Annotated in this window: 10 protein-coding genes and 1 rRNA gene; 8 read left to right on the forward strand and 3 right to left on the reverse strand. The window is 36.9% G+C overall.

Annotated features, from left to right (window positions below; all coding sequences use genetic code 11):
* Positions 1-135 precede the first annotated feature (135 nt).
* The 4 genes from rrf (at position 136) to KPC_RS11870 (ending at position 4,745) form a co-directional block, all read left to right on the forward strand.
* Positions 136-250: ribosomal RNA gene (rrf, locus tag KPC_RS11855) — 5S ribosomal RNA — on the forward strand.
* Between the two features lie 206 nt (positions 251-456).
* Complete coding sequence (locus KPC_RS11860; protein WP_171334482.1) at positions 457-2,034, forward strand: Na/Pi cotransporter family protein; 1,578 nt, start codon at positions 457-459, stop codon at positions 2,032-2,034.
* 136 nt (positions 2,035-2,170) lie between these two features.
* On the forward strand, positions 2,171-3,418 hold the full coding sequence (locus KPC_RS11865) for an esterase-like activity of phytase family protein (protein WP_121974586.1): 1,248 nt from the start codon (positions 2,171-2,173) through the stop codon (positions 3,416-3,418).
* Between the two features lie 151 nt (positions 3,419-3,569).
* Entirely contained in the window at positions 3,570-4,745 is a 1,176-nt protein-coding gene (locus tag KPC_RS11870) for a PQQ-dependent sugar dehydrogenase (RefSeq protein WP_121974587.1), read from the forward strand.
* A gap of 246 nt (positions 4,746-4,991) precedes the next feature.
* Here the strand turns inward: KPC_RS11870 and KPC_RS11875 are convergent, their stop codons facing one another.
* Positions 4,992-5,690: a TIGR04219 family outer membrane beta-barrel protein gene (locus KPC_RS11875; RefSeq protein WP_121974588.1), complete on the reverse strand. Its 699-nt coding sequence runs from the start codon at positions 5,688-5,690 to the stop codon at positions 4,992-4,994.
* 134 nt (positions 5,691-5,824) lie between these two features.
* Here KPC_RS11875 and KPC_RS11880 point away from each other — a divergent pair, with 134 nt between their 5' ends.
* The 4 genes from KPC_RS11880 to KPC_RS11895 all read left to right on the forward strand — a co-directional run bounded on the left by KPC_RS11880 (position 5,825) and on the right by KPC_RS11895 (position 10,125).
* Positions 5,825-7,276 (forward strand): aldehyde dehydrogenase family protein, encoded by a 1,452-nt coding sequence (locus tag KPC_RS11880; protein WP_121974589.1) that lies wholly within the window; start codon positions 5,825-5,827, stop codon positions 7,274-7,276.
* A gap of 319 nt (positions 7,277-7,595) precedes the next feature.
* Positions 7,596-8,177: a DUF1287 domain-containing protein gene (locus KPC_RS11885; protein WP_121974590.1), complete on the forward strand. Its 582-nt coding sequence runs from the start codon at positions 7,596-7,598 to the stop codon at positions 8,175-8,177.
* Positions 8,178-8,492: 315 nt separating this feature from the next.
* The gene (locus KPC_RS11890; protein ID WP_121974591.1) at positions 8,493-9,971 is read left to right on the forward strand and encodes a sodium-dependent transporter; all 1,479 of its coding nucleotides are present in this window, start codon (positions 8,493-8,495) and stop codon (positions 9,969-9,971) included.
* A gap of 10 nt (positions 9,972-9,981) precedes the next feature.
* A complete protein-coding gene (locus tag KPC_RS11895; RefSeq protein WP_121974592.1) occupies positions 9,982-10,125 on the forward strand; it encodes a methionine/alanine import family NSS transporter small subunit in 144 nt (47 codons plus the stop codon).
* A 37-nt stretch (positions 10,126-10,162) separates the two neighbouring features.
* Here the strand turns inward: KPC_RS11895 and rsmB are convergent, their stop codons facing one another.
* Entirely contained in the window at positions 10,163-11,479 is a 1,317-nt protein-coding gene (gene rsmB / locus KPC_RS11900; RefSeq protein ID WP_121974593.1) for a 16S rRNA (cytosine(967)-C(5))-methyltransferase RsmB, read from the reverse strand.
* Positions 11,476-12,438, reverse strand: a complete 963-nt coding sequence (gene fmt, locus KPC_RS11905; protein WP_121974595.1) for a methionyl-tRNA formyltransferase — start codon at positions 12,436-12,438, stop codon at positions 11,476-11,478. Before fmt ends, rsmB begins: the two co-directional genes overlap by 4 nt.
* Positions 12,439-12,571 lie beyond the last annotated feature (133 nt).

Consider the following 12,571-nt stretch of genomic DNA (forward strand, 5'->3'; position numbering starts at 1 on the left):
TACCAGACAATGTAACTTGATTTAGTTTATGCGAGAACGTAAACTTCAGATTCAAAGCAGTCAACTGTTAATAACTCATTTGGCGAAAGCACAGGCATTTAAAATAAGACCTGAGTGATTAACCATCCCAGTTGTGCTGGCGACCATAGCAAGAGTGAACCACCTGATCCCATCCCGAACTCAGAAGTGAAACCTCTTCGCGCTGATGGTAGTGTGGGGTTACCCATGTGAGAGTAAGTCATCGCCAGCTCATTATTCAAGGCACCCTGATTCAATAGAATCAGGGTGCTTTTTTTATGGGGATATAATAAAAATGTAGCAGTTTTGTAGAATACGAGACATGTTTCATAATTCACGTGAAAATAAATTACTACTTAACTCTAATAACACTAGCTTATTTTACTGATTTATATATTTTAATAATGATAATAACAACTTTGATTAAATGGGGTTGCTGTGTTTATAACAATTACTCAATTATGTGGGGGAATCGGTCTTTTCTTATTAGGCATGGCTCTAATGACGGATAGCCTGAAGGAAATGGCTGGCGAGACAATTCGTGTCTGGCTATCAAAATTTACTGGATCAACATTTAAAGCAGTAATCACAGGAATGGTTTTAACACTAATTGTCCAATCCTCAACAGCGACAACTTTAGCGACTATAGGTTTTGTAAGTGCTGGTGTGCTAAGTTTTGCTCATGCGATCGGTGTTGTTATTGGTGCAAGTTTGGGGAGTACTAGTACAGGATGGATGGTTGCATTTTTAGGCGTAAAATTTTCTATTGCACAAATCGCATTACCTTTAATTGCATTAGGGGCAATACTTAAATTATTTGCAAAAGGTCGTTTAGCTTTATTAGGATTAACTATTTCAGGATTTGGTTTGATTTTCTTTGGTATTGAAATTTTACAGATAGCGATGTCTGATTTTGCTTCCAAAGTTAATCTTGCACAATATTCAAGTGATACTTTTTTTAGTCAATGTTTGATTATAGTCATTGGTATTGTAATGACTATCTTGATGCAATCCTCTAGTGCAGCAGTAACAGCAACTATTGCTGCACTTGCAACGAATGCAATTGATTTACAACAGGCATTATGTCTGGTTATCGGTTTAAATATAGGTACGGTATTTACCTCTGTTTTGGCTGGAATAAGTTCAACAGTAGATGCTAAACGTACCGCAGCAGTGCATGTCTTTTTTAAAATAATTGCCGCAATTTTTGCGTTATTTATATTAATGCCAGTATTCTTATGGCTGTATAAAAATAATACTTATGTCGCTGCATGGGACAGTATCATTCTGGTTGCAGCCTACCATACCTGTTTTAGTCTAGCTGGTATTTTGATTTTTTTACCTTTTTTGAAAAAAATAGAGCAGTTGATTGTTAGTTTGATTCCGGATCGATCTCCATCGATTTTAAAATTGCTCGATAAAACCAGCCTATCTGTACCAGCATTGGCGATTAGCGCTGCAAATAAGGTCATGAATTATTGTTTGTATGATGTCTTGTCGATGGTAAAAAAAGCAATCCAGGATGGAACGATCCCATCAAGTTATCAGCTGGCTAAAATTGATGAATTTATTATGGCATTAAAACATTATCTGGATGCTATCCCAATTTTAGAAGAGGGTGAAGAACAACGAAATCTGGTTCGATTATTAAGAATTATGGTTTATTTGAAAGTGCTTAGAAGTGATCTTGAAGCAATCGAAAGTGCGGAGGAGCTTCGGGAAGAACCTTCCATTTACCAACTAGGCTTGGATTATATCAATATTCTGAATAATTATTTGAATCAAATAGAGGACTTTAGTTCTCAGAAAAATATGGCTGATCTGAACATGGATTTATTTGATCTTAAACAATGGAGTGAAAATCATCGAACTGATTTACGTGCACATATTGTTTCCTATGCACATGATCATCAGTTAAGTGCTGCCAAGAGCCTGGAACTATTTGCAGCTCAGCGCTGGTTAGATCGTTTAATTGCTCATAGTCAGCGTTTGGCCAATGTTCTTGGTGAACAATAGGGAATTATATGATGTGCATAATTGTTATTAATGGTTAAATATATAAATTAAGCTATTCTCTGAAAATTCATCATTTTGACCGAGATTTGTCATGTAAATCGTCTTTAATTATTGATCATGATTAAAGGGACATATAATGAACAAATTATTTTTAGTCGGTCTATCTGTATTACTTTCAACAGGTCTAGTGGCATGTGATGATGATAAAGAAACAGGTAAAAATGTAGATAATATTCAAAAGCCAATGCTCATATCATTTGCTAAATTAGATGTTGAAACTTATGCAGAAGGACCGAATTCCGGTAATTTTGTCAAAGGGGCAAATGGGATATATCCACCGTTTAAAGGACAACCCGTACAGGGGTTTTCATCAGTATTAAAAAATGCGGATGGGAGTTATATGGCAATGTCCGATAATGGTTTCGGTGCTCAGGATAATTCTTCTGATTATTTGCTCAGAATTTACCAGATTAAACCAAATTTTAAAACAGCGACTGGCGGGACTTCCAAAGTAGATGTTCTTGGCTTTATACAATTAAAAGATCCTAATAAGCTAATCCCTTTTGACATCGTACAGAAAGATACTGCTGAAAGATTGCTTACAGGCGCAGATTTTGATCCGGAATCTATGCAAAGAGCTGCTGATGGTACTTACTGGGTCGGAGATGAATTTGGTCCATATCTGCTACATTTTTCTGAAAAGGGTATTCTGCTTGATCCTCCTATTCCGTTACCAAATCCTTTCCAATCCGGTAAGGAGCTACGTTCACCACAAAATCAGTTTAATAAAGCCAATATTAATTATGTTGAGCCTTTAGTACAGCAAAGTGGTGGTTTTGAAGGTATGGCACTTTCTCAGGATGGACAATATTTATATCCACTGTTAGAAAAACCATTGAAAAATGATGCTACAGGGAATCTACTAATTTCTCAGTTTGATTTAAAGAAAAAAACATATACAGGGAAATATTATTATTTCACTCTCGATAGTAAAGCAACCAATATAGGTGAATTTCAACTATTTGATAATCAGAATGGCATTATTATTGAACGTGATGCGACACAAAATAATTTGGCAGGTTATAAAAAACTGATCCGGATCAAGTTGGGTGAAGCAGGTAAAGCCATTGAACGTTCTGATCTGGTTGATTTAATGAAGCTAGATAATCCAGATCTGCTTTATAAAAATGCAAGGGAAGGTGATATTGGTACAGGAAAAACTTTTAGCTTTCCATTTGAAACAATTGAAAGTGTAGTGATTGAGAATAAAAACACTTTAACTATTTTTAATGATAATAATTTTCCAGGTTCTACAGGGCGTAATGCTAAATTGGCAGATGATAATGAGATTATCCAAATCAAGTTACCAAAGTCTTTGTATTAGCTAATAAAAATAAAAAAGCCGTTGAAAGATTCAATGGCTTTTTTATTCTCGGCATTTAGTCTTGCCTTGTTACGAATAAAAAATAGTCTATTGACGATAATTATTTACAATGAAGAAACATATTTAAATGATATAAAGACAGGTGAGCATAATGAAAAAATTTCGACCGAGTCTGCTTGTCACGGCAATAGTGACAAGCTCAACAGTTTTAATCGCATGTAATGTACAAAGTAATACTGTTCATTCTAAAGAAAAGTCAGAATTGTCAGCTTCAGACATAGAGATAAAGCAAATCAATCAACGTTATACAACTACAAAGATAGCGACATTTAATGAACCATGGTCAATTGCAGCATTAAATAATGGGAATTTGCTAATTACAGAAAGAAAGGGAACTTTGCAGCTATTTGATCCAGATACAAAGAAAAAAACGCAGGTGAAAGGTTTGCCTAAAGTTGCTTATGGAGGACAAGGTGGTTTAGGCGATATTGTTTTACATCCTGACTTTAATCAGAATCATCAAATTTATTTAAGTTATGCAGAGGCTGGATCAGGAGGATATGGAGCTGTTGTTTCACGTGGAACTTTAGATTTAAGTCAACCTGAAAAACCGTATATTAAAAATCTAAAACCAGTCTGGTATCAGGTTCCAAAAGTTGAAGGACAAGGTCATTATTCACATCGCTTGTTATTTGATAAAGAGGGGAAGCTATGGATCAGCTCAGGAGAGAGACAAAAGTTTGATCCAGCACAGGATATGAAATCAAATTTAGGAAAAATCCTGCGATTGAATGATGATGGTACACCCGCTTCAGGGAACCCATTTGTTAATCAAGGTCATATTGCTAAACAGGTTTGGTCTCTAGGGCATAGAAATCCATTAGGGATTGCATTTGATGCTAATGATCAACTGTGGGATGTTGAGATGGGACCAAAAGGGGGAGATGAGTTAAATCTGGTCATCAAAGGTCACAACTATGGCTATCCAATTGTTTCCAATGGTGATCATTATGATGGGGCACCTATCCCAGACCATCATACGCGTCCAGAATTTAAAGCTCCAGAAATCAGTTGGACACCCGTTATTTCTCCATCTAGTCTGATTTTTTATAAAGGTGATGTATTTCCTGCATGGAAAAACAAAGCCTTGATTAGTGGATTGTCTTCGGAATCAATAGTGATTGTTGATACTCAAGCTAAGCCAGTAACTGAAGTACAACGTCTAAATATGAAGCAACGTATTCGTGGTTTGCTTGAAGCAAAAGATGGTTCGATCTGGGTAATTGAAGATGGTGAAAATGCTGCTTTGTTAAAGTTAACACCATAAAAATAAATATAAGAAAAAGCCCAAACATCCTGTCTGGGCTTTTTCGTATTGGTTGTTAGGTATAACTCCTGTCGTACCTTTCAGCTTCCTGCTGTTATCTGCTTTATTCTTATTATTTGCACTCTGGAAACTTCCTGTTTCCTGATGTGTTCATAATAGTTTTTTCTATGCTATCTGCCTATACGCTAATGATTGCATGTGATGTAAGTTATTTCCTACAAATGTGAAAAAATGAGATCTGACTGATTAGAAATGTACGTTTAACCCAACATATGGACCTTTAAAATCAGTGCTAAATTTGGTTTTGTCATCATCAACATCGATGTTCATATAACGATATCCGACTTTAGCACCGACATCAACGATCAGGTTTTGTACAAAATTATATTGTAATTCTGCTTGAATATCAGTGAGTGTAATATCGCTATCTCCACCATAAATGATCTCTCCTTTGGCACTTAGTCCCGTAAATGCAAGCTTTCCACCCACAGATGCATAAACGATAGGTGCATTCCCCGAGATACTGTAATTCATATATTGGCTTGGATCGTATTGTCTAATGTCACCATCGATATTTGCCAAACCTGCACCGATGTCTGCACTGATGATATTGTCCAAAATTTCATAATACAAAATGTAATCAGTATTGGTTAAATCAACCTTATTAGAGCCATATGCATCAGAATTGTTATGTGTTGTACTATTTAAATCAGTATATTTGATTTTTGCATTTGGTAAGAACGGAACAGGATGCTCAAATGCGATGGAAGCTTGTACTGCACCATCCCAGTCGATGTCCTGATTGTTGCTTAATGGCTGACTGTTTTCTATTTTCCCATCATAGAACCAATAACTAATATCTCCTTTAAGCCCGATAAAATCGGCTCTGGATAAAGGGCTTAAAAGCAAGGCTGTTGCCAGTAACATTAATTTTGAAATTTTCATTGTTTCCTCGGTTTGAAATGATATTTGAAACCATCATTTTGTTACTTAAAAATATTTTATTCATAGCACTACTGAGCGCATGATATAGAGGATCTAAGCTTTTTTCATTATTAAAATTTTAATTGAGAGTAATCATGGAATCACAATCTGAAATAACAAATACACCAGAATTTCCGCTTTATGTTGCAAATAAACCAGCTAAGACAGGGCAATGGTTAGAGATACATGATAAATATACAGGTCAGTTGTATGCCAAAGTTGCTTTAGCAGATGATAAAACTCTAGAAAAAGCCATTAGTTCGGCACTTAAGGCGGAACAGGACATGGCTGCCTTAAAACCATTTCAGAAACAGAAAATTTTACTACATTGTGTGAAGCGATTTAATGAAATGCGTGATGAACTGGTCGAGCTACTCATTATTGAAGGTGGTAAACCGAAATTGGCGGCAAAGGCTGAAGTTGAGCGGTTAATTAATACATTTCAGACAGCTGCCGATGCAGTGACTCAAATTGATGATGGGCGTTTAATTCCCTTGGCAATTACACCTGCTGCAGGTGGTTTTCGTGGTTTTGTACAACATGTACCGATCGGTGCTGTTTCATTGATTAGTCCGTTTAATTTTCCGTTAAATCTAACCGCACATAAAATTGCACCTGCTATTGCAGCAGGTTGCCCATTTGTTTTAAAGCCTGCCAGTTTAACACCTATTTCTGCATTGAAAATTGCACAGGTATTAAGTGAAACCGATTTACCTAAAGGAGCTTTTTCAATCTTGCCTTGTCAGCGTGAACATGCGGATATTCTGGTTACGGATGAGCGCTTTAAGCTTCTTAGCTTTACAGGATCAGATGCTGTAGGCTGGGATATGAAAAATAGGGCAGGCAAGAAAAAGGTGACGCTTGAACTAGGTGGGAATGCAGCCGTATTGGTAGAGCCTGATACCGAGCTATCAGATGCATTTTTTGATCGAATTGTGGGTGGTGCGTATAATCAGGCAGGTCAGGTGTGTATTAGTGTGCAGCGCATTTTAGTACATGCAGATATTTATACAGAGTTTAAGAAAAAGCTATTGAGCAAAGTTAAAAAAATAAAAGCAGATGATCCAAATCTGGATACGACACTTGTTGGTCCTATGATTAAGGAGGCAGAAGCAGTTAGGCTTAAAAAATGGCTAGATAAAGCTGAAAAAAAGGGTGCAAAGATACTCAATGGTGGGGGATTAAAAGGCGTAATGTTTGAGCCTACCTTGCTTGAAAATGTCGATGATAAATTGGAAATTTATCAAAATGAAGCATTTGGACCAGTAGCAATTATTGAAAAATATAAAGACTTTGAAAAAGGTATTGCACGCATCAATGACAGTAGGTATGGGTTACAGGCGGGTATTTACACGCAGAATCTGAATAAAATGTTATATGCATGGGATCATCTACAAGTTGGTGGCGTCATTATTAATGATATTCCGACATTCAGGGTGGATAATATGCCTTATGGAGGGATTAAAGATTCAGGAATAGGTCGTGAAGGCATTCAATCAGCCATTCGGGATATGCAAGAAGAGAGATTGCTCGCGATAAAACAATAACTCAGGATTTAAGGAGCTTCGGCTCCTTTTGATTAAGGTCTCTTGATATTATAGAAATGGAATGCATTGTCAGCCAGGATTGAAAAAACCAGATAGAAACCAGAGAATAACGAGACTATTTTCAATGGCTTATAACAACATTTGAGATTATTTTAGTAACTATCCTGAGCGAGTATAATGCACTGCTTTGGATGAAGTATAAGGCCAAGCAGGAAAAGGATGTTTTTTACTTTATTTTATTGTGAATTATAAACTTAGTAGGCTAAGTGAAGTGATGCATGCTTTTTGAAATACCAACAGACCCTATTTATGAAGAAAAATGATGAAAATTAGAATATTTTTAATAGGTGCGATCAGCGCCTTGATGTCGATTAGTATTTTCGCTTTTCAATCGACTAAACTGGTTGATGATGCACGCTCGCAGATTGGAAAAACCTTGTTCTATGATCCAGCTTATACCCGATTGCAATATCCAAATGGTGATGTCCCTATGGTTAAAGGAGTATGTACGGATGTGGTGATCCGAGCACTTAGGCATCAGGGAATTGATTTGCAACAGCGTATCCATGAGGATATGAAGAAAAACTTTAAGCAGTATCCACAAAAATGGGGATTAAAAACGACAGATAAAAATATTGATCATAGACGTGTTCCAAATATTATGACGTATTTTAAAAGACAAGGTTATGAGGTGAAAGATCAAAAATATCTGGCAGGAGATATCGTAACTTGGGATTTAGGTAAAGGCTTAACCCATATTGGCATCATTTCAAATAAAACCACGATGTTATCTAAAACCCCTTTAGTGATTCACAATATTGGTTATGGAACACAGGAAAATGATATTTTGCATGAATATAAAATTATTGGTCACTATCGTTTACCAAACTCATTATTTTAAATAGATTGAACAAATTAAATCCAAAAAGATTTATAAATGAGTATTTTTGATTCTTAAACGATGTATCCGGGATTAAAAAACTAAAATTTTGCAGAAATTCTTTAAAAAAGCGGGTAATGTGGGGGCACATATACGTAATTTGTAAAGTATATACTTTATCCAGGTAATACTAAAAAATTGCGCGTTTGCAAAAATAGCACACGTTTACCCAACATGGTTATTTTGAACGATAAGGAATTTGTTTTGGTACTTTTTTTGCAGAGACTTTAAGAAAGATAAAAAGCATTAAAAGTCATAATAAGGTTAAGGTGTTTTATGACAGAAAAACGGGAAAACTGGTCCGCTCGTTCGGGCTTTATTATCGCAGCGATTGGATCAGCTGTAGGATTGGGCAATATCTGGAGATTTCCGTATGTTGCCTATGAAAATGGCGGGGGAGCCTTTCTTATCCCTTATTTGCTTGCTCTTATTACAGCGGGGTTACCGCTCTTATTTTTAGATTATGCAGTTGGTCATAAAAGTAATAACTCGCCGCCTAAAGCGTATCGTGCTTTGTTTAAAGGAGGCGAAACACTTGGTTGGTGGCAAGTTTGTGTATGTATTGTGATAGGGCTTTATTATGCCAGTGTTCTGACTTGGGCTGGAAGTTATATTTACTTCTCTATTGAACAGGCATGGGGAAATGACCCAGAAAGCTTCTTCTTTAAGACATATCTACAAACAACAGATTCATCTGGCTTTGATATGCGCTATGTCAGTCATCTATTCTGGCCGATTGTTGGAATATGGGTGCTGACATTAATCATTTTATATGGTGGTGTGAAAAAGGGTGTTGAGTTATCAAATAAAATTTTCATGCCATTATTATTTGTTTTATTCACAATTCTCGTTATTCAGGCATTGCGCTTACCTGGAGCGGTACAAGGGTTAAATGCATTTTTTACACCGAACTGGTCTGCGATGATGGATTATAAAGTATGGCTTGCCGCTTATGGTCATACATTCTTTTCGCTTTCAGTCGGTTTCGGGATTATGGTGACATATTCATCATATTTAAAACCAAAAACGGATTTGACTGGTTCTGGCATGATCGTTGGTTTTGCCAATGCTTCTACAGAAATTTTGGCGGGGATCGGTATTTTTGCTGCACTGGGCTTTATGGCTTTTAGTGCTGGAAAACCAGTAAATGAAGTGGTTAGTGGAGGGATTGGCCTAGCCTTTATCGCTTTCCCTAAAATTATTTCAAGTCTAGGTTCAGGTGCTGGACTATTTGGTATTTTATTCTTTTCATCATTATTTGTTGCGGGTATCTCATCAATGGTGAGTATATTGGAAGTCCCTATCGCGGCAATGCAGGATAAATTAAAATGGGGACGTAAAAAGGCTGTAACGATCATTGGTGGCGGTTCAGCTGCTGTTTCTATTTTCTTATTCTCAAGTGTAAACTCAATCAAGCTTGTCGATATTATTGACCATTTTATTAATAATATCGGTATTATTGGCGGCGCATTATTATCGATTATTTGTGTTGCATGGTTTAAACGTTCAGCTTTAACTGATTTGAAAAATCACATTAACCGCATTTCTACAATTCAGTTAGGACGGGGTTGGGATTTCACATTAACTGTTATCACTTCGCTGATTTTACTTACAACTTTAGCCATGACAATATTTGGTTTGGTCACCAAAGGTTATGATTCATACAGTATGAGTATGCAGCTGATTTTTGGCTGGGGCTGTGTGATTTTCTGCGGTGTTGTAGCCGTGATATTATCCAAGATGAAAGATCGATAGGAGAACAATAATGAATACTTCAGCGATCATTATGATGGTTATTTCAATGCTGTTTGTATGGGGTGGATTATTTTTATCCATCGTCCATCTAATGAAGCATCCAGAAGAGCTGGATGAAACCATTGAAGTGATAGAAGATCAGCATACACTATAGAAAAATAAAAAAGAGGCTTTTAAAAGCCTCTTTTTTATTATGCTATTTTTTTGATTTTACAATAAAAAAATCCATCGCCTTTTCCTGATTCTGGTAAAAGCTGGCGCCCATAGACCTGCTCCAGCCCCCAGTCAGCATCTATTTTAATTTCTTGTGCATCAGTATGCTCAGTAAAGAACTCAATCATTTGTTGTTCATTTTCAGCTTTTAAAATAGAGCAGGTGATATAGAGTAAGGTTCCACCAACTTTTAGCTGAGTCCACATATGCTCTAAAATCTTTTTTTGTAGTGCAACAGTTTGGGTAATGTCTGTTGATTGACGTAATAGTCTAATGTCGGGATGACGACGTATGACACCGATTGCTGAACAAGGTGCATCAAGTACGATACAGTCAAGTGGTGTAGGCGCAGTCCAAAGAGTTGCATCACTGGCAATGATCTGGACTTTTTGTTCAGCAGACAAATCCAGCCGTTCCAGATTTTCTGAAACGCGAACAAGACGTTTAGCATCCTGATCTAGAGCGATCAACTCTGCAACATCAAATTTTTCGAGTAGATGAGCTGTTTTCCCACCAGGGGCGGCACAGGCATCTAGTACAATTTTTCCAGCTAAATCTGGCAATAAGTTTGCACAAAGCTGAGCATGTTCATCTTGTACAGAGAACCAGCCTTTTTCAAAACCTGGAAGCTGGGTGATTTGTACAGATTGTTCTAGAATGATGCCTACATCTGATATTTCGCAAAGGCGACAGGCAATATCCAGTCCTTTGAGCTTGTTTAAGTAAGCATCACGACTGATTTTGCGTACATTTATTCGGAGTGTTAATGGAGCATTGTCTTTTAAATTTTGGCAAAGTTGTTCAATTTGTTCAGGCCAGTCTTTTTTTAGGCGTTTATACAGCCAGCTGGGTAAACCATGTGCCTGATTTAACTGTTTTTGGAAATCTGGGGTTTCACGTGAAACTTTCCGCAGAATGGCATTAACAACACCACTCAGTGCTTCAAAACCAAGCTGTTTTACTGCATTTACCGTTTCTGAAATAGCAGCATGTACGGGAATACGGGTATAGAGCAATTGGTATAAGCCAAGATATAGACAGCTCTCTACTGTTTCATTATTTAATGGTTTGGTGAGTAAAGGTAAAGTGACTGATTTTAACGCATACCACTGGCGCAATGAACCAAGTAGTAACTCATGAAATAAGGCTCGATCACGTTCATTCACATTTTCTAATTGTCGGTTTAGCAGACTAGCTAAAGATTGACCCTGTTGAACTTGTAATAATGTTCGAACAATTTGGGCACGTAAATTGAGTTTTTTATTTGCCAGATTTGGTTGGGTTGACTGACTCATGCTAAAACCTGTCCAATAACCAATTTATTAGCTTGCATAGCTTGAACGGCATTTAGTGCTTTACCGCCTGGCCATTGTAGACTTGTTAGACAAATACTGCTATTTGTGCCACAAGCCACGTGAACACCATGTTTATTGATTGCTAAAATAGTGCCTGGTGCGGCATTTTGAGCATTTTCACTTGATATTTCACTATTCCAGATACGTAAATTATTATTTTCATCAATGGGAGTAAATGCAACCGGCCAAGGGTTAAATGCACGGATACTGCGGTCTATATCTATTGCAGATAAAGTCCAGTCAATTTTTGCTTCTGTTTTGGATAGCTTTTGGGCATATATGGTTAACGTTTCATCCTGAACTTCACGATGATCTAGATAGTTTTGTAAAGTTTGTTCAGATTTCAAGACTTCACAAATTGCCATAGCACCTTGAGCAGCTAATTTTTCATATAACGTTGCTGAGGTATCAGTTGCTTGTATAGGACAGAGGGTTTTATACATCATATCGCCAGTATCAAGCCCGGCAGCCATTTTCATGATGGTTATACCAGTTTCTTGATCACCTGTTAAAATTGCTCTTTGAATAGGTGCTGCACCACGCCAGCGTGGTAATAATGAACCATGAATATTTAAACAACCGTATTTTGGGGTGTCGAGTACAGTTTGAGGCAAAATTAATCCGTATGCAGCGACGACCATAACATCAGCATTCAGCGCAGCCAACTCTTGTTGAGCTGCTAGCCCCTCTTCGGTAGACGCTTTGAAATGCAAAGGCTGATAGATGGCTAAATTATGTTGTTGAGCTAATATTTTTACTGCTGATGCAGTCAATTTTTGTCCACGCCCAGCCTTTCGATCAGGTTGAGTGTAGACAGCAATAATTTCATTGTCTGTATCTATAAGGGCTTGAAGAGCAGTCGCAGCAAATTCTGGCGTGCCTGCAAAGATAATTTTCAATGAATTTGCCTCAAAAATAGAACTGTACTGCATTATAACAAAGCTTGGAGAAAATAGGAGAATACAGTAATTTAAAAAAAGTCTTAGAAAATTTGAAGTCTTGGTTTTGTTTTTTAAAAATTTCATATTAATC

Source organism: Acinetobacter stercoris (assembly GCF_900323515.1).
In the GTDB taxonomy this organism is placed as follows: Bacteria; Pseudomonadota; Gammaproteobacteria; order Pseudomonadales; family Moraxellaceae; genus Acinetobacter; species Acinetobacter stercoris.

Bases quoted from the DNA above. Each gene is read 5' to 3' on its own strand.
- KPC_RS11865 (WP_121974586.1), top strand. From the start codon at position 2,171: ATGAACAAATTATTTTTAGTCGGTCTATCTGTATTACTTTCAACAGGT.
- rsmB (WP_121974593.1), bottom strand. From the start codon at position 11,479: ATGAGTCAGTCAACCCAACCAAATCTGGCAAATAAAAAACTCAATTTA.
- KPC_RS11880 (WP_121974589.1), top strand. From the start codon at position 5,825: ATGGAATCACAATCTGAAATAACAAATACACCAGAATTTCCGCTTTAT.
- KPC_RS11890 (WP_121974591.1), top strand. From the start codon at position 8,493: ATGACAGAAAAACGGGAAAACTGGTCCGCTCGTTCGGGCTTTATTATC.
- KPC_RS11895 (WP_121974592.1), top strand. From the start codon at position 9,982: ATGAATACTTCAGCGATCATTATGATGGTTATTTCAATGCTGTTTGTA.
- KPC_RS11870 (WP_121974587.1), top strand. From the start codon at position 3,570: ATGAAAAAATTTCGACCGAGTCTGCTTGTCACGGCAATAGTGACAAGC.
- KPC_RS11875 (WP_121974588.1), bottom strand. From the start codon at position 5,690: ATGAAAATTTCAAAATTAATGTTACTGGCAACAGCCTTGCTTTTAAGC.
- KPC_RS11885 (WP_121974590.1), top strand. From the start codon at position 7,596: ATGATGAAAATTAGAATATTTTTAATAGGTGCGATCAGCGCCTTGATG.